Raw genomic sequence first — 24886 nt, 5'->3', positions numbered from 1 at the left:
ATATGTCTTGTATGTATTGTATGTAGTGATGGGCATCTTTTGTTTAGTGAGTGGGATCAACAACTTATTCTACGGCGATGGATCCCTAGCTGTTCATTATTTTTTGCTTTTGTTGTTTTGTCACATGATTGTATTTGAATTTTTAAAGAAGCCATTTGAACAAAAAATTTACTTGTTAGCGGCTCCATTATTGATGTTGGACGGGATTTACCAATTATTTATTGGGAAAGAAATTTTTGCTGGAATTATAGGTCTTTTCTTTGGTTTTTCGTTATGGCAATCCCGTCATCGTGTAAAAAGATAAGTCCTTTACTGAGGAGAAACAAGGAGAGTTTGAATGAAACGGAAGCCACCCGTCCAAGTAGGACAAGTGATTGAGGTAGAGATTCATGGGCAAGGTCATAATGGATCTGGTGTCGGGAGATATAATGGATTTACTGTATTTGTCTCATTGGTGGTCCCGGGAGAGAAAGTGCTGGCAAAAGTGACACTGGTCAAGAAAAATTATGCCCAAGCGGATCTACTGGAAATCATAGAAGCACATGAGAATCGAACGGAGCCCAAATGTCCGATTTCTCAAGGGTGTGGAGGTTGTCAATCTCAGCATATAAGCTATCCGGAACAGTTGCGCTTAAAGGAGAAACAAGTCCGTGACCAGTTTGAGCGGATTGGCGGTTTTCACGATCTTACGATTCATCCGATTATAGGAATGGAAGAGCCTTGGATCTATCGTAATAAAGCACAAGTTCCTTTTGGACAGGATCCACAGGGGGAGGTCATAGCAGGTTTCTATGCTAATCAATCACATGAAATTATTGACTTAGAATCTTGTTATATTCAACATCCAGATAATGATGCTGTGATTCGTTTTGTGAAACAGGTAGTTGGAGAGCTATCCATTCCTGTTTACCATGAGAAGACACATACAGGGATTCTTCGGCATCTGATGGTGCGGATTGGTGTACATACAAATGAGATCATGGTTGTTTTCGTTACGAATGGCAAAAAGCTACCTCATAAGGAGATACTGATTTCTAAGATTCGAGAAGCATTTCCCCAGTGTCGATCAATCGTGCAAAATGTGAATGATCGCTCGACAAATGTGATTCTAGGAAAAGAGAATATCTTACTCTGGGGGAGAGAAGTGATCTACGATACCATCGGTGATGTGGAGTTTGCGATTTCCCCTCATTCCTTCTTTCAAGTAAACCCAACTCAAACTGAAGTCCTCTATGATCAAGTTCGAACATTTGCGGCTCTTACAGGTGAGGAAACAGTTGTAGATGCGTATTGTGGAATTGGTACGATTGGGATGTATGTGGCGGATCAAGCGAAGCAGGTGTACGGAGTGGAGATTGTACCAGAGGCAATTGCGGATGCCACGGAGAATGCGAAGCGCAATCAGATGTCGCATGTTCATTTTGAGGTAGGAGCTGCTGAAAAAGTAATGCCCAAGTGGCTGAGTCGAGGAATTCGTCCGGAAGTCGTGATTGTGGACCCACCTCGAAAAGGCTGTGATTCCGAGCTTTTGGATGCAGTTGTAGGGATGAAGCCAGAGAGGGTGGTCTACGTATCCTGTAATCCGGCGACTCTAGCACGGGATGCGAAGTATTTAGCAGATTTAGGGTATGAGATGGTGGAGATTCAACCAGTAGATATGTTTCCGCAGACAGGTCATGTGGAGTGTGTGGCATGGATGAAGAGAGTATGATTCGTGTGGATTTTACTTTCCATGGGCCACTTATTCGTCGAGATAAGAGAGTGGTTTTAGGGGCAATGTGTCTGACCACTGCGAGTGAGTAGAGCCTACTTAGCATAGTCCTTCGAAGCAAGGGCTTTTTGTGGCAATGTCTGAGCGTTTTTGCGAGTTTTGCCACTTGCCCGAAGCTTCGATGGACGAAGCGGACTTGCCTTTCCACATCTTCGCGGGTCTGATATATGCCCCGGAATCTTATGTTACTCCAATCCTGATAAAAGCCATCATCATTCTTGACTATCTACAGCAACTTCAACAGCTTCAATCACTTCCTCGCCTACATCCCGCAGAATTTCAACAAACCCATTGGTACCATCCACACGAATATACTGCCCATCTTTCAACTTCGTTGTCGCATTCTCTACACTGACGACTGCAGGAATTCCATACTCTCTTGCCACAACGGACCCATGAGTCATTAATCCGCCTATCTCGGTTACTAGTGCCTTTGCCGACTGGAAGAGCGGAGTCCAACCCGGATCTGTATAGGGTGCAACGAGAATTTCGCCTTTGTTTAACTGTCCTTCTTCTAAACAACGAACCACTTTTACATACCCCTCTGTTACCCCAGCAGATACAGGGATCCCGATTAGAGCACCGGGGGGAGCATGTTCGTTACTTTGTTCAGGTGCGAAAATTTCTCCATCGCTTGTTATGACATGAGGTGTCGTGCATTTTTTATATCTGGACTCATGTTCTTTTCGTGATTGAACCAGTTCCTTGGCATCGGGTAAGCGATTTTCTAAAAGAGAGATGATTTCGTCTAGAGATAAATAATAGATGTCTTCTACTTGGTCAATATGGCCCTGTTGACATAGAGTAGCGGACTCTCCTACAACCGCTCTTCTGAAAAGATCAAAATATTGCGTCATGATGTATTTGGGGAATTCACGGATACCTACCGTATTTCGAAAGATGCGAATTAATTTAGATGCTTTTTTTGCTTTTCGTGATCCACCCGGAAGTGCTTGCAAACGCGTTAATAAGTTGTCGATTGCTTCATTGGCTTCCTGCTCCCCGCGCTTAAATCTCTCCCAGTGTTCGGCTGGATCATTCGTCTGGATGTGGCCGAGGATAGCTGGAATCAAAATCATCGGAGCTTCTCGATAGCGGGTTCGCGTTATATCGATTTCACCGGGTCCTCTCATTCCATAGATATCCATGAATTGAATCCATGAAGTTAGGAAAGCATCTCCACCTGGGACATCTTGTAAGCCTAAGTAAAATGTATCATGTTCAGCTGTTTTTAAATATTCCATCACTTCAGGAAGGTCTCTTACTACATCAGCTAAGTTGCCCACCATTAAGCCCATTTCACTCGTTACATTGCCAGGCGGAGATTTGTGAATAGAGGGATCTAGCTTTTCATGTAGCCATTTTTCTACTTTCTTTTCTAAGATACCGAGTGTCATAAACCCAGCATATGTGTAAGTCAGAGCTCTTCCAAAGCATTCTGGAGCAAAGAATGTACCTAGTAATTCTTGAATGTATCGAATGCGTTCAGCCCCAGAGCGGAGAGCTATTTCATCTTTATACTTGTTTAGTATAGCTTGGTAGTCGGATTTAGCACGTGTTTGGATCAAATCGGGATTCTCAAAATAGATCACTTTGAGCGAGCGTGGAATCATTTTGGTAAAGAATCTAATCATGGATTTATAGGTTTGGAATGCTTTTCGTAATTTGCCTCGCTTAGGTGCTCGCTTTTCTATTTCTCCATCTAAGATGGCTTTTTTGAGAGCAGAGAGACTTGCATCCTTTGTTTTATTCTGGAGAATTTTTTGGCGAGCTCGTTTGATATAGAGAAATTCGGATATATCCATAAACAATCGACCACCAGCTTCTACTAACACTGAGCTTTCAGTCTGATTTGCTGTTTTTCCGTAGGGAAACATCGTCTTCCATACGGATCTACCAAGTGGTCTCATGTAATCGGTCATCATTTGGCCATGGCCGATTGAGTAAAAAATACGGTATTGTTGATCTCTTCCAACGGGGGCTGGATATAAGGAAGTGATCGGACGGGCTTGAAGGATGTAGAACTGTTCTCCACATAGGCACCATTCGATATCTTGTTCTGAGCCCAAATGTTGCTCAATTTTATGACCTATGTTTGCTAATTCTTTGATTTTTTCATCAGAAAGAGCTTGTGTATCTTGTAATTCCGTAGCTATTTCCCTGAGCTCTGTGCCTCCTTCTTCTCTAGCAAATATTCCTTTATCCTTATTAGAGATTTGTTTGTGGATAATTTGATTGTCTCGTACTTTATAAAGATCAGGGGTTACTATCCCCGAGACAAATGCTTCTCCGAGTCCAAATCCCGCATCAATCGATGTCGTTTTCCGATGTCCCGTAACAGGATCAGCGGTAAAGAGGATGCCTGAAACATCAGGAAACACCATCTTTTGTACGATGATTGATAGAGAGACTGAGTGATGGTCGAAACCATTTTTAGCGCGGTAAATGATGGCTCTGTCTGTAAAAAGAGAAGCCCAACATTGCTTAACTGTATTGAGCAATTGTTCTTTCCCTTTTACATGGAGATAGGTGTCTTGTTGCCCTGCAAAGGAAGCGGTGGGTAAATCCTCTGCTGTTGCACTAGAACGAACAGCATAAGATTCTGTTGTTCCAAGTTGTTCCCAAGCATGGATGATTTCAGATTCAATGATATCATCCATGGGCAGAGTTAAAATATGCCCACGGATCATCTCGGAAAAGAATTGAATAGCATCGAGTTGTTCTGACTTCGTTTTACTGAGAGTCTCAATGAAATCATACATGCGAGTACTTTTGGCCAAGGTTTGCTGGTAGGCGTTTACTGTAATGCAAAAACCAGGAGGAACTGGAAAGCCAGCCTGCGTTAATTCGCACAGATGGGCCCCTTTCCCCCCCACGGTGGATATGCTGTCCCGGTTGGCTTGATCGAAATATGAAATATAGTTCAAACGAATCACCTCATTATTTATTAGGATATTTTTGTCAAATTCATTTTCTTTATTTAATATATTGTCTAAGGCACATAGAAAGACTTCCATAAAGCAAAAGAGTTATCCTTTGATGTGGATAACTCTTTTGCTTTATGGAAGTGGAAGTTGTATTTCATTTTGCTTGAAAAATGAGTGGGTGGCACTATTGATTATGATTCTCAATTTCATTATATGACGAATTGGGAAACTGTCAATAGGGAAATGTAGAAAGTATTAATGTTCAAAGTTTACTTGACCTTTTGACAATATCGTGTTATTTCTAGGGAAAAGCATGATGTAAGCGTTTATTTTTGCAGTCATATAGCTCCTAAAAAATAGAAATAATAGGTTTATCGAAGCTTTATAAAGAGAAAGAATGAGTGTAGATGTAATGACGAATACATTCGACTAGAATACGACACGTAGGTGGTGAATGTAATGGGCGTCCTTATATGCTTGGACCCAGGTCATGGTGGGACAGACAGTGGAATGGTGGGTTCCATGTTTTTAGAGAAGGACGTATGCCTAGATTTAGCTCATCGTATTGAGAGAGAACTGCAGAAGTTTGAAGGGATCGATGTTACTCTCACTCGTCGGTATGATGTGGACCTGACGAATAATGAGAGGGCTGGATGGGCTAACCAAAGGAAGGCTGATTTGTTTGTAAGCCTGCATACGCATGGGATGTTAGATCGAGATCAAAATGGCTTTAGTACGTATGTAAGTGTGGTTGCAGGGTCAAAGGTACGTAGAGTACAGTGCTATTTGCATAATCAAGTTACTCGTTTTTTACGTACGTTTGGAATATGCGATTTAGGCAAGCGAAATGATACAGAATCAAAAGGTGGACAGATTATTGAATTACGTAGTGCTGATATGCCAGCGATTACGTTAGCTCTCTCTTCTTTGCCAAAGGGCCAACATCATGAACTATTTAGTGATTTATCTTTTCGAGACCAGTATGCTAAGTGTATTGCATGTGGTTTGGCCAATATTTATGAATGTCAGACTAAGGATTCCATTTCATCATGAACTTATTCTTTTGCGCCAATTCCCTCCTGTTTTCTTATAGGAGAGTGGATAGGTGCTTTTTTGCTTTATCTTTATACAATCAAGGGAGTGCGAAATTGGCTATTTATGGTACTATAGAATAGTAAGACGAAGGGAGAGGAAAATATGAAAAAGGGTTATGTATTATTAGAGGATGGTAGCAGAATGGAGCTGGAGTTTTACGATGAAGCAGCCCCAAATACTGTAGCTAACTTTGAAAAGTTGGCAAACGAAGGCTTTTATGATGGACTCAATTTCCACCGTGTGATTAAGGGCTTTGTTTCTCAAGGTGGCTGCCCACAAGGAACAGGAATTGGCTCAGCTGGCTACCAGATCAAATGCGAAACAGAAGGAAATCCACATAAACACGTAGCAGGGGCTTTATCTATGGCTCATGCAGGAAAAGATACAGGCTCTTGTCAGTTTTTTGTTGTTCACGATCCACAACCGCACCTAGACGGTGTACATACTGTGTTCGGCCAAGTGACTAGCGGACTCGAACATGCCCAAAACATGAAACAAGGCGCAGGCATTAAAGAAATTCGTGTAGAAGGATAATTTTCAGACATAATAAAAAGCTAAGAGCGAAAGATAGCCGCTCTTAGCTTTTTATTATTTAATGTAAAAGGATTACTAGGTATATATATTGACTTATGATCTCTCCAATATTTGCTTTTGACAAGAACCCATTATCATATTTCCAACTTTATCGCAACTATGTTAAGATAAAGTTGGAAATACTAACAGAGAAGATGGTTTTTGAAAATGGAACCAAACTATCCGGTTCTTTTTTTCATGGCGGTAAATTATATAGGAAAAAGGTATTTTTGTATTTCTGTTGAATTTATGCTTTGAAAAATAAAAGAAAAAATTGTTTCCTTCTACTCTGAGGAGGTTACCCATGCAGTTAAATAAGTTAAAAAAAAGAGAACTTGAGCAACTCTTTCATGCCGTCTTAAAACTGGAGACGATGGAAGAATGTTATCGCCTGTTTAATGATCTATGTACAGTAGGAGAGGTGAAATCCATCGCCCAACGCTTGGAAGTAGCGAGGATGTTGGAAGACGGCTGTACGTATAACCAAATTGAGACTGAGACAGGTGCGAGTACTGCTACGATCTCACGTGTAAAGCGTTGTCTCCATTACGGCACAGAAGGCTATCAGTTGGCGCTGGATCGTCTTCGTCAAGATGGCTTATTAAAGAATGACGACTAAAGAAATAAAGTAAGAGGTCCCGCATTTTTGGCGGGGCTTTTCTTGTGATGGTATAATATGGGATAAGGTGACGGCGGTGGTCATGATATGTTAGTAGAGCAGATGCAAACGTGGCGTCATGTATTTAAGCTGGATCCCAATCGTCCGATTGAAGAAGAAATGATTGACCGTTTACTACAATCGGGTACGGATGGGATTATCATTGGTGGAACGGATGGAATAACCTATCAAAATACCTATGATTTAATGAGGCGTGTCAAACAAACCTCACTACCATGTGTGCAAGAAATTTCAAACGCGAAAGCAGTGGTTCCTGGATTTGACGGTTTTTGTATCCCGGTTGTGTTAAATACAAATGATACGCAGTGGTTGATCGGCGCTCACCAAAATACGATGAAAGAATTTGGTGAGTGGATTCCGTGGAATCGAGTAGCAGTAGAAGGATATGTGGTACTAAATCCCGAAGCAAAAGTAGCACAACTAACTGGGGCAGAGACATCGTTAACACATGAGGATATCTTGGCGTACGCGCAGATAGCGGAGCACCTATTTCGCCTTCCTTTTCTTTATCTAGAGTATAGTGGAATCTATGGAGATGCTCGGGTGGTACAAGCTACGGTAGATAAGCTTAGGCATACGAAACTTATCTATGGAGGAGGAATCCGCTTAGAAAAGCAGGCGAGGGAAATGGCTCAATTTGCCGATATCGTAGTGGTAGGGAATCTTATTTATGATGATATAGAAGTGGCGCTTGAAACAGTATCTTGGGTCAAAGAGACGAAACTCATTCGGTAAGCGGAAGGGGGATAGCGTTTACTTATTTACGGTAGGCGCGAACATACATGAAATCATATACTTCATCTATACATACACTTTTAACTGGATTAAATCCCACACAAAAGCAGGCAGTGGAAACAACAGAGGGGCCTGTTCAACTAATCGCAGGAGCAGGAAGTGGGAAGACAAGGGTTCTTACTCATCGTGTGGCTTATCTCTTGGCCGAGAAAAGCATCCATCCTTGGAATATCCTAGCGATCACATTTACCAACAAAGCGGCACGGGAGATGAAGGAGCGAATTGGAAAACTGGTAGGTTCCGTAGCGGAAGATATTTGGATTTCTACATTTCATTCTATGTGTGTGCGGATTTTACGTCGAGATATCGACCGCATTGGCTATTCAAGGAATTTTACGATTTTAGATACATCGGACCAGTTGACGGTTTTGAAACAGGTGCTAAAAGAGGAGAACTTAGACCCGAAGAAATTTGAACCAAGAACGATTCTTCATAAGATAAGCTCTGCTAAAAATGCTCTGCGAACACCTGCACAAATGCAACTTCATGCGTCTACTTTTTTAGATGAAGTGGCAGGACAAATCTATGAAAAGTATCAACATAAGCTTAAGACAAATGAATCTCTCGATTTCGATGATTTACTCATGAAAGCAGTGGAATTGCTTTCGACCGTTCCAGAAGTGAGGGAGTTTTATCAACGCAAATTTCAGTATATCCATGTGGACGAATACCAAGATACCAACCATGTACAGTATACATTGGTCAAATTATTGGCCGAACATCATCAAAATGTGTGTGTAGTCGGAGATAGCGACCAGTCCATCTATCGTTTCCGAGGTGCAGATATCAGTAATATTTTGAACTTCGAACGTGATTATCCACAAGCGACGATGATCAAGCTGGAGCAGAATTATCGGTCTACCCAAAAAATCCTAGAAGCGGCGAACGTTTTGATTGCGAATAATACCGAGCGGAAACCGAAGAATCTGTGGACGGATAATGATGCTGGAAAGCCGATTATCGTGATGGAAGCTGGAAATGAGCACGAAGAAGCTTATTATGTAGCGGAACAAATTTTACAAGGATATCGTGAGGGAGTTCCATACCGAGATTTTGCGATTTTGTATCGGACGAATGCGCAATCCCGTGTTCTAGAGGAAGTGATGTTAAAGGCAAATATTCCTTATCAAGTAGTAGGAGGAATTAAGTTCTACGAACGAAAGGAAATCAAGGACCTTTTAGCCTATCTACGTCTCGTTGTAAACCCTGATGATGATTTAAGCCTTACACGTGTAATCAATGTGCCTAAAAGAGGGATCGGCACGGCAACCATGGAGAAAATCGCTCAGTATGCTTCTTCGCAAGGGGTATCCCTATTCCGCTCGATTTTAGAAGCAGAGCAGATCGGACTTACGAAGCGAGCCATAACGACATTGCAGGAATTTGCTTCCTTGATTCAACAAATGCATGCCATGATCGAGTATTTGTCAGCAGTAGAGTTGACTGAGGAGATCCTTCAACGATCAGGCTATCGTGAAGAGTTGAAACGTGAGAAAACCATTGAAGCGGCCAGTCGTCTAGAAAACATCGATGAGTTTGTTTCTGTTGCACAGGAGTTTGAGAAGCGGAGCGAGGATAAGTCGCTCATCACGTTCTTAAGTGATTTAGCACTTGTTTCAGATGTAGATCAATTAGATGAAAATGGCATGGTAGATGAGAGTACAAAAGGGGACCAAGTCGGGATGATGACCCTGCATAGTGCAAAGGGGTTAGAGTTCCCACATGTTTTCTTAGTTGGGATGGAGGAAGGTATTTTTCCGCATTCTCGCTCGTTAGATGACGAATCCGAGATGCAGGAAGAGCGACGTCTTGCTTATGTAGGCATTACGCGTGCGGAAAAAGAATTGCACCTAACGTATGCCCGAGCTCGCTCTATCTACGGACGTACTAGTATGAACCTTCCATCTCGTTTTTTGAAGGAGCTTCCAGCAGACATCTTAGAGAGAATTGGCAATCAACGTGGTAGTACGACAACTTTGGTACAACGCCGCCCTATGGGTACGAAGGTTCAACCAGTGGGGACTTGGGTTGTGGGTGATAAAGCGGAACATCAAAAATGGGGAACGGGGACTGTGGTTCAAGTTTCGGGTGAGGGAGAAAATATGGAGCTAAATATTGCCTTTCCTACACCAGTGGGTGTGAAAAAACTACTTGCTAAGTTTGCCCCTATTACCAAAGCTGAATAATCAGGAGGTCTGAACTGTTGACGATTCAAGAAGCGGGCCAGCGTGTGGAGGAGCTTCATCGTTTACTCCATCGTTATAACTATGAATACCATGTGTTAGATCAACCAACGATTGAGGATTTCGAGTATGACCAGTTGTTGCGTGAATTAGTAGAGATCGAAAATCGCTTCCCAGAGCTATTAACTTCTGACTCTCCTTCTCAGCGAGTAGGGGGGACTCCGCTTGCTCATTTCGAAAAAGTAGATCACCTCAGTCCGATGCTAAGTCTAGGAAATGCATTTGATGAGCAAGGGCTACGTGATTTCGATGAGCGGATTCGGAGAATGACGGGCGAAGCTAATATTGGTTATGTTTGCGAATTAAAAATCGATGGTTTAGCTGTTTCTCTACGTTATGAGGACGGGCGCTTTGAATTGGGTGCAACTCGTGGAGACGGAGAAGTCGGAGAAAATATTACCCGAAATCTGAAAACGATTCGTTCGATCCCTCTTCGTTTGACCGAGCCACTATCGATCGAGGTGCGCGGGGAAGCATATTTGCCTAAAAAAGAGTTTCAACGTATTAATCAGCAAAAAAGAGAGCGCGGAGAACCCCTTTTTGCCAACCCTCGAAATGCGGCGGCTGGCTCACTTCGGCAATTAGATCCGAAGCTGGCGGCAAAGCGTGCGCTAGATATCTTTTTGTACGGAATGGGTGACTTATCAGGGCTTGATATCCATACTCATTCGGAGTCTCTCAACTTTTTGACCCATCTTGGATTTAAAGTAAATCCAGAGTTCCGTAGAGTAGATAATATGGATGGTGTGATCGAGTATATCGAGAACTGGCAGTCAAAGCGTCCCGATCTCGGTTATGAGATTGATGGAATCGTAATTAAAGTTGACGATCTTGCGCTACGGGAAAAGTTAGGGTTTACTGCAAAAAGTCCTCGCTGGGCAATTGCCTACAAGTTTCCGGCTGAGGAATCTGTCACGATTTTAGAGGGAATTGAGATTAATGTAGGTCGTACTGGTGTTGTGACTCCAACTGCATTGTTAGCCCCTGTAAGTTTGGCGGGAACCACTGTAAAACGGGCTTCTCTTCACAATGAGGATTTCATACGGGGAAAAGGGGTCATGATGGGTGACCATGTCATCGTGAAAAAAGCAGGGGATATTATTCCAGAAGTAGTAGCGGTTTTAACTGATAAACGGACCGGAAACGAATTCCCGTACACGATGCCTACCCATTGTCCAGAGTGCCAAAGTGACCTTGTACGGTTAGAGGGAGAAGTGGCTCTTCGTTGTGTGAATCCACAATGTCCTGCCCAAACTAGGGAAGGAATCATTCACTTTGTCTCCCGTGGTGCGATGAATATCGATGGCTTAGGGGAACGAGTTGTCACTCAGTTATTTGAAGCCAGGTTGATTCGAGGGGTAGCTGATTTATATGCTCTGACTCGGGAGCAGCTTCTTACCTTAGAACGGATGGGAGAGAAATCAGTCCAAAAACTGCTTGAAGCAATCGAGGCTAGTAAAAAGAACTCTCTAGAGAAGCTACTATTTGGTTTGGGTATTCGTTTTGTTGGAGCAAAGGGAGCGAAGATCTTAGCCCAGCACTATTTGAATCTAGATGCCATCATGGCTGCTACGGAAGAAGAGTTAATTGAACTAGAAGAGATTGGAGTTAAGATGTCAGGGAGTATTGTGGCCTATTTTGCCAACCCAGAAGTGCGTCAAACCATCGAACAGTTGCGTCAAGCAGGTGTAAACTTCACCTATATAGGTGGGATGATCCGTGCAGCAGAAGTAGCAGAAAGTCCCTTTAGCGGGAAAATAGTGGTGATTACAGGTACCCTTGAAACACTCTCTCGTAGTGAGGCTGGAGAATTGCTCGAAACGCTGGGGGCGACTGTTACGGGAAGTGTTAGCAAAAAGACAGATTATCTGATAGCGGGTGAAAAAGCGGGTTCCAAACGAGATAAGGCAGAAAAACTAGAGATCCCTATTTTAGATGAAGCCACTTTCTTATCAATGACAAAGAAATAAAACAGAAAAACATCAAAAATATTTATTAACTATTAATATCTATTTTAGTGTATGATGATAATGCTTTAATAGGCATTTGGAATTGAAATGAGCTTGTCATTGTTATTAATTTTTAACGGGAATTGCCAAGCGGTAATTCTCTTTTTTTACTAGAATAGAGATATAGTAATGGATTAGATGAAATGATAGAGGTGAATGATGGTTGAGAAAACTTGCAATCATTTTAAGTTTTTGCTTACTGGGTAGTACCTTAACTTCGTGTGCTTTACCCAACGCAGTATCCAACTTTGTAGATTCCATTGAAAATGAAGGTAGTAAGAAGATTGAATACACAGATGAGGCGAAAAAGAGTGGATTTTCACTGGAACAACCTACTACGGGAATAGTGGTAGGGAAAGAAGAAGTCCTCATTCAAGGATCACTAGGGGAAACAAAAGCGGGAGACCAAATAGTAGTTCGGATTTCCAAAGATGGACAATCTGGGGAAAAGATTATTTCGATCAAGGATAAAAAATTTCGTCAAGCAGTGCCTTTGTTTTATGGGAAGGGGAAGCATGAGGTTCAAATCCTGATCCCGGATCATTCTAGGGAGGATTACTATTACCCTGCTACTCGATTTACCGTAGAGAATACTTCCTCTCTACAACAAATCCCCATGGGGTATAACAGTAGTTTTTATAAGCAATACGGGGTCACATTAGAACAACCCATTGCAGGCGGAAAAACCTATGATGGAAAAGTATTATTGCAAGGATCAGTCGAGCCTCCTGCTAAAGGTGCGAAACAAGTAGAATATCTAGTGGTTCGAGCGGATAAAAGGGAAGATAAAGCAAATTATTACATCCCAGTTAAAGATAAAAAGTTCTCCCAATGGATTCCGCTGCGCTTTGGAGCTGGGGACTATAAAGTACAACTCACTGTAGGCGATTTGCATTATTCGCCGGTTGTAGAACTTAAGGTAAAGAATTCAGTAACAGCTGACTTACGTGATCTACTTCCGGGAAGCGGCATGGAATCCGATGATCCTGAAATCATCTCCCTTAGTAAAAAAATTACGGCCAATGAAAACTCGCCAATGGAAAAAGCGCGAGCGATCTACAAGTATGTGGCTACGAATGTATCATATGATATGAAAAAGAAGCAAAATTATTGGGATGATGGTGCGCTAAAGACATTGCGCGAGAGGAAAGGCATCTGTCACGATTATGCCCTTACCACAATTGCTCTTCTGCGAGCGAGTGAAATTCCGGCACGTTATATCGGGGGAGATGCAGGTGAGCCACATGCATGGGTGGAAGCGAAGATAGGCGATAAATGGATTACGATGGACCCAACATGGGGTTCAGGTTATTCGACGGGTAAAAAGTTTGTAAAGGAATATAACCCATCTTATTTTAATCCAAATCCTGCTTCTTTTAAGAAAACTCACAAGAGGTCTGAGGTTATCTATTAAAAAGTTAGAAATAAGAAGAGATAAAGGGTGAATAATGGTTGAGAAAGCTTGTTATTTTGTTAGGTCTTTGCTTGTTAGGTAGTACTTTAACTTCATGTGCTCTGCCTATAGCCGTATACAACTATGTGGATTCGATGGAAAATGAAGTGGATAGTAAGAAGATTGAATACACAGATGAGGCGAAAAAAAGTGGATTTACACTAGAAAAACCTGCTACGGGAGCGGTTGAAGGGAAAGGTGAGTTCTTCATTCAAGGCTCTCTTGCAGAATCTAAGGCGGGAGATATACTATCTGTTTGGGTTACAAAGGATGGTCTATCTGGAGAAAAGCAAGTTGTGATAAAGGATAAAAAGTTTCATGGCGCGATTCCTCTTTTCTATGGTAAGGGACAGCATCAGGTGGAGATCCTGATTGAAAAAAGCGGTATTCGAGTGACTGTGGCTAAGTTTACAGTAGATAATACTTCTACGGTGGAACAAACACCTATTAAACAGAGACAGCCTTATAAAGAGAATGGAATTACACTAAGTCAACCGATTGCGGGTGGAAAATGGTACGATGGAAAAATATTATTGGAAGGCACTGTTGAGCCACTTTCTAAAGACCTAAAACTGATAAAATATTTAGTGGTTCATGCAGATAAAGGCGATGATACATCGATGTACTATATCCCAGTTGTGGATCAAAAATTTTCCCAATGGATTCCGTTGCGCTTTGGAGCTGGAGATTATAGTGTAAGTCTCTCAGTAGATGGAGAAGGTGAATATTTTACTCCCGTTGCTGACATGGATGTAAAAAACACAGTAACTGCTGATTTACGCGACTTACTTCCAGGAAGTGGTATTGAGTCGGACGATCCCGAAATCATTTCTCTTAGTAAAAAAATTACGGCCAGTGCAAGTTCACCTATGGAGAAAGCACGGGCGATCTATAAGCATGTGGCTACGAATGTATCCTATGATATGAAAAAGAAGGATAACTATTGGAATGATGGTGCACTGAAGACATTACACGAGCGTAAAGGAATCTGCCATGATTATGCCCTAACCACGATTGCCCTTCTGCGAGCGATTGAGATACCCGCACGATATATCGGTGGGGATGCAGGAGAGCCCCATGCTTGGGTTGAGGCGAAAATCGGTGGCAAGTGGATTACTATGGATCCAACATGGGGTTCAGGCTATTCGGTTGGGAAAAAGTTTGTAAAGGCATACGACTCTTCTTATTTTAATCCAAATCCATCTTCTTTTAAGAAAACCCACAAGAAGCCCGAAGTTGTTTACTAAAACGATCAGCCATATTACTACCATTCATCAAGTTTGGTAGTAATATGGTTTTTTTGTATAAACCGACCTTGGAATATAACAAAGAAGTAAGGTTGTTGTAAGATAAAACGGTAGATCAGATGTATGATCTCTTTTAGGATAGAGTAGGGACCCTTTCTTTAGCGAGGATTTCGTGCGTTCCACCCATTCCTTTGGTATACTACACGAGTTGACGGATACCGTCATATTCGGAGGTGTACAAGGATGTCTAAGACCACCCTATTTCAACATGTTGTCACTCCTGAAGAAGATGGGGAGTTGCTCGAAACCGTTTTACGAAAGCAATTTCGGTTTTCGAGGCGGATGATGCGTATGCTCAAACATGAGAAGCGAGTTTGGGTAAATGGAGAGTGGATTTTTTTTCGAAGTCGGGTAAAAGAGATGGACCTGATTCGAATTGAGTTGAATATTGCGGAGGACGTGGAGTATATTTCTCCTGAAGAGGTGCCTTTTACGGTGGTGGATGAAGATGAGGATCTCATCGTGGTGAATAAGCCACCAAATACAGTTGTTCATCCCACTGGCTCTCATCAACACGGAACACTTGCAAATGGGTTAATTTATTATTGGCAACAGCGGGGAGAAAATCATAAAATCCGTCCTGTTACGCGATTAGATAAAGATACATCGGGCTTGATGGTGCTAGCGAAACATGCCTATGGTCATGCCTTTCTAGCGGACCAAATGGCAAAAAAACGATACGAGCGGAGTTACTTTGCGATGGTTCACGGGAATCTCATTCACGATAGAGGAACGATTGACCTTCCTATCGGAAAAGTTCCGGATGTACCTCTGCTTCGATTTATTGACTTTAGTGAGGAAGGAAGTAGAGCGATTACCCATTATGAAGTAATTGAACGCTTTCCGCATGCATCTGTCTTGCGTCTGTGGTTAGAAACAGGTAGAACCCATCAGATCCGAGTTCATCTCTCTTCCATTGGACATCCCATTATTGGGGATGATCTTTATGGAAATGGAGAGAAAGAGAAGCATCTGATCGGTAGGCAAGCACTACATGCGAAATCGCTTAAAATCTACCATCTGCGAAAGAGGGACTGGGTTGCATGGGAAGCACCGATCCCCGAAGATATGAAGCAATTACTCGACCTACTGCGTAGGGATTTATAAAAGGGTACCCTGACAGGCAAGTTTTAGGGGATATATAGTCGGGTAAGAGTAGATTGCGATATAATAAAAATTAGTTCTTATTTTCCTTATTCGGTCTCTTAAAGTACCAAGATAGGCAAAACCAGAAAGCAGAAAAGAGAATACCATAGAAAAATAGGTCCCATCCGCTAGTAAACCCTAAAAAGATAGACAGTAAGATCCCTGCGATTCCTGTAAAACGACATGCAAAAACAGCAGCATCCATATTCATATATTCTTCACCTCATCCCCTATCATAAGTGCTTTTTAAATGGATAACAAGCTAGTAGGTGTAGGTTCGATATGGTTTGCAAGTAGGATGTGGGAGTCAATAGGGCATTTATTAAGGAGGTTTGAATCTATGAATCTATTTAGGAGGAGTAAAGACACTAGTCAGAGCTCTAGATCATCGGGATCCGCGCCATTGGTTCAATCTCAAACAAAACATACTCCCAGTTCTCGTATTGCGAGACGAAAAGCAACGGGCGGAAGCTCGACTGGCAAAACGGGTTTTCAAAAATTGTTCACACTGAAATGGATGGGGATCGTATTTGCTACTTCCATGCTTTTAGTAGTAGGGATGTATGTTACGATTTCAGCGATGGGCGTAGTGTATCCGATTAGTAAATTAGATCAAATCTTAGCCTCATCCGTACTTGAAGATGTGGATGGGAAAAAGATTCCGGTTAGTGATGATGAGTATCGTGATTATATTTCGTTAGAAGATATAAAGAAGATAAACCCACTTTTGCCACAAGCATTTGTGAAGGTGGAAGATAACCGATTTTATGAGCACAAAGGTGTCGATTACTGGAGTATGGGTCGTGCGATGGTGACGAACATCGTTGCGATGGAAAAAAGGCAAGGTGGTAGTACCCTCACGATGCAGGTTGCGGGAAATGTAATCTTAAATGACCGGAAGAAGACATTTTCACGGAAATTAATGGAAATTGGTACGGCGTGGAACTTAGAGTTAGAAGCAGGGAAAGATAAAATCCTTGAAGCTTACCTCAACTATATTAGTTTTGGTGGCAAAGCTCGTGGAATCAAAGCAGCTGCCCTTTTCTATTTTGATAAGGATATTAGTAAAGACAAGCTCGAAGTCGCAGAGATCGCCTATTTAGCAGGATTGCCCAAGGCTCCAACCCGATATTGTGGTTTTTGTGGAAAGGATAATGCTCAAAAAGGCGAAGAGCGTGCTAAGACGACTCTATATGTAATGTCACATGATGATGATGGTGCAAAGCCGATTATTACCATGGATCAATATGAAAAAGCAAAGAAGCACAAATTTAAATGGACGACCAATTATCGGGATAAATACCTAGCTGGTAAAAACTCACAATTAAACTCTGCTTTTATCGCTCAAGTGAAAGAAGAGTTAAAAGAAGACTATGGATATAGTGAAGAAGATGTTGAAAATTTAAGTACATTAGGGCTTCAAATTAAAACCCGCCTGAATCAAAGTGTGCAGAAGGAAACACAAGAAGCTCTTAATAATCTTGACCGAACCAGCTCCCAACTTCAGGGAGGAACGGTTACGCTAGATAAGGATGGTTATATTGTAGCCATCGGTGGTGGGAAAAACTATAAGCCAGGTGATCTAAACAAAGCATTTAGTGATCCGAAACAACCAGGTTCATCGATTAAGCCGTTAACGGTATTTGCTCCTGCGATGGATTTAAACAAGGATAAAGTGAGTCCTTACACGATGATAGAAGACCGTAAGAAGGACTTTGGCGGTGGATATTCGCCAGATAACGCGGATGGACGAGAGCATGGTACGGTTACCCTACAAGAAGTGACAAAGAAATCATACAACTTAGGTACGCTGGAAACCTTGCAAAAGTACGTGGGAGTTAGTAAAGCGTTTCAATATACGGAAAAATTGGAGCTTGGACTCGACTCTAAAACGGATAAAAATCTAGGTGCTCTCGGCTTAGGTGGTGTTGGTAAAGGGGTAACACCTCTACAAATGGCTCAAGCTTACACTGCATTCCCGAACAATGGCGTTATGAAGCATGCTCGGACGATTGTGGAAGTCCAAGAGCCTGTAGATGGGAAGCTAAAAAAGAAATCATTACAAGATAAGGCGAAAAAGAGGTTGGAAGATAAGAAAGTGTATGAACCTCAAGCAGCTTACTATACCCATAAGATGCTACAAGAAGTAGTGAAATCAGGAACAGCGACGGGTGTGAAATCAGGAAACCAGCCGGTTGCCGGTAAAACAGGTACTACCAACGAAAATAAGGTAGCTTGGTTTGTCGGTTATACCCCACGATATGTAACGGCTGTGATGGTATATAACACGAAGCCGGAAAAGAAAGTAACCGCGCTATCAGGCGGAAAAGTTCCTGTTACGGTATTTAACGACATTATTCAAGCGGCCGAAAAAGGACAAAAGGTTCTCGATTTTACCCGCCCAGATGGAGTAAAAGACCCAGAACCACCATTTGAGCTGGGTCAGGTAAATCTGAATGGTAACTTTGATTCCGTCAAGAACGAAGCCATTCTCAACTGGTCTGTACCAAGAGATATGCAAACCCCTCGGATTCGTTATGAGATTTATCGTACAGACGGTGGCGAGAAGAAAGTCCAAGATGCTGCCTTTAGTGATACCTCGATTCGAATCCCACTAGATGGGGAGTCAGGAAGCAGCTTCCAGTTTAAAGTGAAGGTGATTGATGGAGAGACAGGACAGTCAGTAGACTCGAATATAGTTACTGTGACACCATCAGGACCAGGGGATCAGAATGAAAGCAAAAAAGAGAAAGGCTTCTTTGATTGGTTAACAGATTGGTAGAGAAAAACGAAGAAAAAGCTAGGATTCCTTTGAGGTCCTAGCTTTTTTATCATTGTTCAAGGAAATGTCACCGCATATTTAGAATTTGCCTACAGAATGGGTAATTCTTCAGTTGCATCTCAGAGCGGTCTAATGTAGTCTAATGAAGAAAATAAGGGGTGTAATGATGAAGGATTTTCTACCAGATCATATGTTTTTTGTAAATGTTAAAAATAGGAAAAAGATTACGTTTATTTACATAGGAGGTTGAAGAAATGAGTGATTATCCACGCAAATCGCGTAGCCATAACCATCAAGGCTCCAACTTCCAAGAGTCATCTCGATCAGGTGCGAGTCGTTCCGGAGGACGGATGAGTCGTCTTCAAGCGATAAATGGTTCTCGTCAAGGCGACGATGAGGTATCATCTCGTTCTGAGCGGGGTGCGCGGAGTCGTGCAGGAGCAAGCGGAAGACGTTCCCAACAGGGGGGAGGCAAGAAGGGGCGTAGCGGCTGGAGAAAGTATATTAATTTGAAGACGATCGGCGCTACCTTCGGCCTTCTATTTCTCATCGGTACCGGAGTTCTTACATACTTTTTCATGTCAGTGCCAAAGATGGGGATAGATAAGATAAAAGATGCCAACAAGAGTTCCAGTGTCGTAGCCGACAAGGATGGAAAGGCAATCGGGAGTATCGGGGATCGAAAACAACAATTCGTCTCGCTTAAAGATTTGAAGGCACATAATCCGATGTTAGTCGAAACCCTTGTGAAAACGGAGGACGCTCGTTTCTATAACCATGGTGGTGTTGACTATCAAGGTCTGGGCCGGGCTGTATACCTTAATATTTTAAACCCGGGTAAAGGTGGCGGTGGTGGAACGCTTGCGATGCAGCTTGCGCGGAACATCATCTTAAAGAATAAAGAGAAAACGGCTAACCGTAAGGTTGCGGAGATGAAGGTTGCTTGGGACTTAATCGATGATTCGAAAGTAGGGAAAGACGGAGTCTTGGAAGGTTATCTAAACTATATTGACTTTGGAACGACGATCCAAGGGGTGCAGGCGGCTTCCAAAATTTACTTCGGGAAAGATTTAACCAAGGATACGCTTGAACCTGAAGAAGTGGCCACATTAATTGCGATTCCAAACAATCCAAACCTATATAATCCACTTCAAGAGGGCCGTCATGCGAAGTTAAAAGAACGTCGAGACTGGATTTTGAAGAATAAAATGACCGATTCCGAGTACTCACCTGCCCTCCTTACGAAGGAAAAAGCGGATCAGGCAGCTGCGAAACCGGTAGAATCGACATTAGTCATGGGTGACGCTAATGAATATGCAGATGAGTTTCAAAAGAAAACGCAGCATGCCGCTTATATAGATTATGTACAAAAGGAATTGCAAGAGCGCTATGGTATTAATCCTCAAAGACTAAATAGTGAAGGCTATAAAATTACAGTGGCTATTGATACCAAGATGAATGATATTGTAGAACAAGAAGTAAACAAAGATGCGAACTATGTGAATAAACACTCTCCGAAGAAGTCAGCAAAGGCTCTAAAGGCATCGTTTGCTATTTCGGATCCACGGACAGGGGAAATCAAGGCGTTATCAGGTGGTAGAGGCTATAAAGTGGGTATGTTTAACTATGCAACCACTCCTCTTTATCCGGGTTCCTCGATTAAGCCGATCGCTGCATACGCTCCTTACCTTGATCTGAATAAAAAATTAAATATGTATTCACCAGTCAGTACATCACAGTTCGAGTACAGGGGTTGGAAGCCTAAGAACTACAATGGATTACCTAGCACTTCGTCTATGCAGATGGTGGATGCAGTGAAGAAATCAGATAACCAAGCAGCGGCTAGAATCGTGGTTGAAAAGGTTACCCTTCCAAAATCGGAAGAATATCTTCGGAAAATGGGTTTAAATGTAAATAATGAAACCCCCTCTGCTTTGGCATTGGGAAGTGGCTTTAAGAGCAGAGGCTTTACAGCTGCTGATATGACGCAGGCATACTCGATCTTCGTAAATGAAGGGAAAGCTGTACAGGCCCATACCGTTTTAGAAGTACTTGATATGCAAGGGAAAAAGATTGATCCGAAGGAACCAGAAGGTTTCAAAGTAGGAGCGGAAGTAGTCTCGAAAAAAGCAGCCTATAATACATTATTGATGATGAAAGAGGTTGCGAAGGCGAAGGAAAACATTAAAATTCCAAACCATGACGTAGCAGGAAAAACAGGTACCAACGATGATGATAAATCAGGATCATTTGTTGGATTTACCAATGAGTTGGTGGGCGCTTCCTTTGTTGTGAACGACTATAAATACAAGAAAACGGACCCTGAGTTTGTTCCGATCTCGGGTTCGATTCAACCAACCGTCCTTTGGAATTCCATTATGAGTAGGGTAATGAAAGACATACCAGCAAGTAAATTTAGTAAGCCAGATGGTGTCGAAGAACCGCAACCTCAGGAAGAAATAAAAGGATTTGACTTCTCGCTCTCTTCCCAAGGTCAAGGGGTTAAGATCAACATCAAGGGTGGTTCATCCAATGCAGTCTACAAAGTAGAGAGAAAAGACGCTTCAGGTTATGTGACGGTAGTTGAAGAAGGACATGCGGGTTCTCTAGTGGATGCAAACGCACCTATCGACGTAAACAATCCGAACCAGAAGTTTACTTACAAAGTGACTGCAACAGTAAAAGGTGACGATGGAGAGAACAGCACCAAGACGGTGGAAAAAACACTGTCAGTCTCAGGTCTGAAACCGAAACCGGAAGAGCCAACAAAATGTGATCCAACTGTGGATCCGAATTGTATACCAAACCCGGATAATGGCAACGGCGGCGGAGATAACGGCGGCGGAGGCAACGGTGGCGGAGGCAACGGCGGCGGAGGCAACGGCGGTGGAGGCAACGGCGGCGGAGATAACGGCGGCGGAGGCAACGGCGGCGGAGGCAACGGCGGCGGAGGCAACGACGGCGGAGGCAACGGCGGCGGAGGCAACGGCGGCGGAGGCAACGGCGGCGGAGATAACGGCGGCGGAGGCAACCGGCCTTAAATGAATCAAAGAGAAAAACCTCAGACTCATTCGTGAGCTGGGGTTTTCTCTTTGTGTTCTAATCCAACGACCTGTCCCATATAGTAGTCCTAGCCATGTTTATCAGGAAGGTTGTGGAGACTTGTGCGAGGTCGTCTTTCCTTAGCGATTCGAGTGGGATTTACGTATTGTGGGACGATTGTGGGGGCAGGATTTGCTTCTGGACAAGAGATTTTGCAATTTTTCTCCATGTATGGTCGATACGCGATGGGCGCGATATTGATTAGTACCTTTCTATTTTCATGGTTTGGAACTCGCATGTTGATCTTTGGATCGAGGCTTCGGGCTCACTCTTTTGAGGAGTTTAATCTATATGTATTTGGACCTCGTTTTGGACCCGTGATGAGTGCGATGATTAGCATTGTTTTGTTCGGAGTGACGGCTTCGATGTTATCAGGAGTAGGTTCTCTGTTTCAGGAGCAATTGGGGCTTTCATTTCACCTAGGTGCGATGATCACGATTGCATTAACGTATTTTGTCTGTAAGAAGGGAATCAACGGGATTATGTCGGTAAACTCATTTGTGGTTCCTTTGATGTTTTCATTCTTGATCGTGATTGGTTTGTATTCTTGGTATTACGGAGATTGGCAAGTGATCGCCGTGCAAGAATCGAGCGGAGAGCATGGACACTGGCTTATCTCGGCGATTACCTATGTTGCTTTTAATATTGTGATGGCTCAAGCTGTGTTGGTACCGCTCGGTGCAGAGATTCAAGATGAAAGGATATTACGGCTAGGTAGTTGGATTGGGGGCCTCGGCCTTGGATTTATGCTACTAGCTAGTAACTATGCACTACAACTTCATATGGATGAAGTGAAACTATATGACTTACCGATGGCGTGGATGGTCTCACAATTAGGAGAGTGGATGCAAGGTTTCTTCTTAATCGTGATCTGGGCGGAGATCTTTACCACTCTAGTAAGTAATGTATATGGTTTAACAACGAATCTACAGCGAGTTTTCCCCGTACGTCAGACCTATATAATGTTGGCTATCTTTGGGATTGCGTATATTTGTTCTTTAGCTGGTTTCTCTACATTGGTGCACTTTTTATATCCATTGTTTGGTTATTGTGGATTCATTATTATGTTTCAATTGCTATATCGATTTACACCCAAACAAAAAGTTGGATAAGGGAAAGGATGAACGAAATTGAGTTTCCTTTTTAGTGCCATTATGGCATATCTAATTGGTAGTTTATCTCCGAAGTGGTGTATCCAAATTTGCTCCGTTCGCTATCCCACTCGTGTAGTATGGATTTTGTTGGATGTAGTGAGGGGACTCGTAGCAGTAGGGATTGGACTCATATTTGCTGGATGGATGGGGGCGTGGGCAGCACTCATTTTCGCTGTTTTAGGAACATGGTATCCCTTTTACCCCTCCATTCGGCCTGGAGAGGGAATTTGGATTTGTGTAGGCGGCTTAATCGTGTTAAGTCCGTTTCTCCTCATAGTTGGGGGCTTGATCTTTATAGTAAGCCTCGTTCTCACCCGTTTTACCTTTCTATCTACATGGCTCGCTATTGCAGGAATTTGCTTATTATCGTTATTTTTCGTCTCGCAAATCTCAGTATGGCTCATCTTGTTTGGGCTAGGAGCAGGCTGTATCTATCAGCAAAAGGATCATTGGATCCGATTCCAAAAAGGAATGGAACCGAAAATCAAGCCCCCTTATAAGTTGTTCTAGATTCCGGATGCTTCCCAAGATACATAGTATCCAGAGTGATTACGTACTTGAAGAACGCCTTGATCGAGAATGATATATTGCCCTTTCACTCCTAGTAGATTTCCTGTTACATCCGACTGCTTTAGTAGATTGATCGATTTTACCTTCTCTGGGATTTCTACTTGTGGATAGTGAAAATGACGAATTTCCTCGTCCGATAATAGAAAAGGATGATAAAGTTCTGGTATGTATCCGAGCGCTTCCTCGCGTACAATCGTTAAATCTACATCACTACCTTGACTTGTGAGCATACGTCGCCAATTCGTCTTATCTGGTAGATGATTACTTAATAGAGCCTCGATTTCTCCTGCATCCTTACGAGTTGGCGCGCAAGCAATCGGGACAGCCGAAACAGCCCCTTGATCAATCCAGCGCCTCGTTTCGTTCCCGGCCCTCGTTATCCCTACCTTAACCCCACTGCTGATTGCTAAGTATACAAAATGTGGTGTCATACAATAGGCTAGTCCGAATTCAGGGTCACGACAAGTTCCCTCATGAAAATGACAACGATCCGGCCGCACGAAGCACAGATCCGTTTGTGGAAGGGAAGCAAAGCATGGATAACAGTAACCATTGCCATATGTTTTCTTAATCCGCTTATCACAGTGAATACAGCGAATCTCCCCAGTAAAGGAGATCGTAATTTCGGTTCCCAGATAATTGTTAAGCGTGATTTCTTCGCCAGAGAGCTGGAGTAGATAGTCGATAGGCTGATCTTGATTCCAAGTATGGACAAGCGGGGCAAGTGTGCCAGTTTGTTTCATGTATAGAGTTTCCTTTCTAGTTATTCTATTTATGTATGTTATGGATAAGCGTGTTATCATTACTATATAATGAATTTGTTTGATTTAGGGGATAAATTGCTTGGTATCATAAATCTTTTTGTAGCACAAAGAGAGGAGTTCACCATAATAGGTGGACTCCTCTTTAAGTATGCTAGTCGGTTATAAAGCTGTGCACGAAAGCTAGATATCTGTGCTGTCTGTGACCAGAATAAAATCCAATCGATTGATGATATTGCCGGTAGACGGATGGAGTTTCTCTATGATAAACAAAATCGTCTTACCAAGATCATAGACGGGATCGATCGAGATAAAAGTTACGATTTAACCCGCTTAGAAACGTATCAATTTGAATATCATCCAACGTTAACATCGCTCATTACGAAAGTGACAGATTCTAGAGGGAATCCAACTAGCTTTGATTATCATACAAGTGGTGACTTAGCTAAAAGTCTCCAAGATGACCAACCGAGCAAATGAAAATATTTTTATCAGTTACAACGCTAATCAGCGGGTTGT

Annotated in this window: 19 protein-coding genes; 16 read left to right on the top strand and 3 right to left on the bottom strand. The window is 42.6% G+C overall.

Annotated features, from left to right (window positions below):
- Positions 1-7 precede the first annotated feature (7 nt).
- Both BT147_RS03630 and rlmD read left to right on the top strand, forming a co-directional pair.
- Positions 8-304 carry a hypothetical protein gene (locus BT147_RS03630; RefSeq protein WP_072331049.1) on the top strand — a complete coding sequence of 99 codons (297 nt, stop codon included), beginning with the start codon at positions 8-10 and terminating at the stop codon, positions 302-304.
- A gap of 33 nt (positions 305-337) precedes the next feature.
- Positions 338-1711, top strand: coding sequence for a 23S rRNA (uracil(1939)-C(5))-methyltransferase RlmD (gene rlmD, locus BT147_RS03625; RefSeq protein WP_072331048.1), 1374 nt, complete (start codon positions 338-340; stop codon positions 1709-1711).
- Between the two features lie 272 nt (positions 1712-1983).
- Here the strand turns inward: rlmD and BT147_RS03620 are convergent, their stop codons facing one another.
- Positions 1984-4698 carry a phosphoenolpyruvate synthase gene (locus BT147_RS03620; protein WP_072331509.1) on the bottom strand — a complete coding sequence of 905 codons (2715 nt, stop codon included), beginning with the start codon at positions 4696-4698 and terminating at the stop codon, positions 1984-1986.
- 459 nt (positions 4699-5157) lie between these two features.
- On the opposite strand from BT147_RS03620, the gene BT147_RS03615 reads away from it, so the two are divergent.
- The 9 genes from BT147_RS03615 to BT147_RS03575 all read left to right on the top strand — a co-directional run bounded on the left by BT147_RS03615 (position 5158) and on the right by BT147_RS03575 (position 15959).
- Positions 5158-5751 (top strand): N-acetylmuramoyl-L-alanine amidase family protein, encoded by a 594-nt coding sequence (locus tag BT147_RS03615; RefSeq protein ID WP_072331047.1) that lies wholly within the window; start codon positions 5158-5160, stop codon positions 5749-5751.
- Positions 5752-5895: 144 nt separating this feature from the next.
- Positions 5896-6327, top strand: coding sequence for a peptidylprolyl isomerase (locus BT147_RS03610; protein WP_072331046.1), 432 nt, complete (start codon positions 5896-5898; stop codon positions 6325-6327).
- Positions 6328-6670: 343 nt separating this feature from the next.
- Positions 6671-6985 carry a YerC/YecD family TrpR-related protein gene (locus BT147_RS03605; RefSeq protein WP_072331044.1) on the top strand — a complete coding sequence of 105 codons (315 nt, stop codon included), beginning with the start codon at positions 6671-6673 and terminating at the stop codon, positions 6983-6985.
- An 87-nt stretch (positions 6986-7072) separates the two neighbouring features.
- Positions 7073-7780: a heptaprenylglyceryl phosphate synthase gene (pcrB, locus tag BT147_RS03600; protein WP_072331042.1), complete on the top strand. Its 708-nt coding sequence runs from the start codon at positions 7073-7075 to the stop codon at positions 7778-7780.
- A 47-nt stretch (positions 7781-7827) separates the two neighbouring features.
- Positions 7828-10026: a DNA helicase PcrA gene (gene pcrA, locus BT147_RS03595; protein ID WP_072331040.1), complete on the top strand. Its 2199-nt coding sequence runs from the start codon at positions 7828-7830 to the stop codon at positions 10024-10026.
- Positions 10027-10043: 17 nt separating this feature from the next.
- Positions 10044-12053, top strand: a complete 2010-nt coding sequence (gene ligA / locus BT147_RS03590; protein WP_072331038.1) for an NAD-dependent DNA ligase LigA — start codon at positions 10044-10046, stop codon at positions 12051-12053.
- 202 nt (positions 12054-12255) lie between these two features.
- Positions 12256-13506 carry a transglutaminase domain-containing protein gene (locus BT147_RS03585; RefSeq protein ID WP_072331036.1) on the top strand — a complete coding sequence of 417 codons (1251 nt, stop codon included), beginning with the start codon at positions 12256-12258 and terminating at the stop codon, positions 13504-13506.
- Positions 13507-13544: 38 nt separating this feature from the next.
- Positions 13545-14792, top strand: coding sequence for a transglutaminase domain-containing protein (locus BT147_RS03580; protein ID WP_143187906.1), 1248 nt, complete (start codon positions 13545-13547; stop codon positions 14790-14792).
- A gap of 243 nt (positions 14793-15035) precedes the next feature.
- Positions 15036-15959 carry an RluA family pseudouridine synthase gene (locus BT147_RS03575; RefSeq protein ID WP_072331032.1) on the top strand — a complete coding sequence of 308 codons (924 nt, stop codon included), beginning with the start codon at positions 15036-15038 and terminating at the stop codon, positions 15957-15959.
- Positions 15960-16029: 70 nt separating this feature from the next.
- On the opposite strand, the gene BT147_RS03570 is transcribed toward BT147_RS03575, so the two are convergent.
- Positions 16030-16209 (bottom strand): hypothetical protein, encoded by a 180-nt coding sequence (locus tag BT147_RS03570; protein WP_072331030.1) that lies wholly within the window; start codon positions 16207-16209, stop codon positions 16030-16032.
- Between the two features lie 129 nt (positions 16210-16338).
- Here BT147_RS03570 and BT147_RS03565 point away from each other — a divergent pair, with 129 nt between their 5' ends.
- The 4 genes from BT147_RS03565 (at position 16339) to BT147_RS03545 (ending at position 23546) form a co-directional block, all read left to right on the top strand.
- Positions 16339-18780, top strand: coding sequence for a transglycosylase domain-containing protein (locus BT147_RS03565; protein WP_072331028.1), 2442 nt, complete (start codon positions 16339-16341; stop codon positions 18778-18780).
- A 254-nt stretch (positions 18781-19034) separates the two neighbouring features.
- On the top strand, positions 19035-21821 hold the full coding sequence (locus BT147_RS14995) for a transglycosylase domain-containing protein (protein ID WP_083426347.1): 2787 nt from the start codon (positions 19035-19037) through the stop codon (positions 21819-21821).
- A 123-nt stretch (positions 21822-21944) separates the two neighbouring features.
- Complete coding sequence (locus tag BT147_RS03550; protein ID WP_072331026.1) at positions 21945-22994, top strand: YkvI family membrane protein; 1050 nt, start codon at positions 21945-21947, stop codon at positions 22992-22994.
- 18 nt (positions 22995-23012) lie between these two features.
- On the top strand, positions 23013-23546 hold the full coding sequence (locus BT147_RS03545; RefSeq protein ID WP_072331024.1) for a glycerol-3-phosphate acyltransferase: 534 nt from the start codon (positions 23013-23015) through the stop codon (positions 23544-23546).
- Here BT147_RS03545 and BT147_RS03540 read toward each other — a convergent pair.
- A complete protein-coding gene (locus tag BT147_RS03540) occupies positions 23543-24349 on the bottom strand; it encodes a DUF2797 domain-containing protein (protein WP_072331022.1) in 807 nt (268 codons plus the stop codon). The two genes, BT147_RS03545 and BT147_RS03540, sit on opposite strands and share 4 nt — an antisense overlap.
- 267 nt (positions 24350-24616) lie before the next feature.
- Here BT147_RS03540 and BT147_RS03535 point away from each other — a divergent pair, with 267 nt between their 5' ends.
- Positions 24617-24847, top strand: a complete 231-nt coding sequence (locus tag BT147_RS03535; RefSeq protein WP_072331019.1) for a hypothetical protein — start codon at positions 24617-24619, stop codon at positions 24845-24847.
- Positions 24848-24886 lie beyond the last annotated feature (39 nt).

It is taken from the genome of Thermoactinomyces sp. DSM 45891 (assembly GCF_900119485.1).
Lineage (GTDB): Bacteria > Bacillota > Bacilli > Thermoactinomycetales > Thermoactinomycetaceae > Baia.
This window is presented reverse-complemented; position numbering and strand designations above follow the sequence as displayed.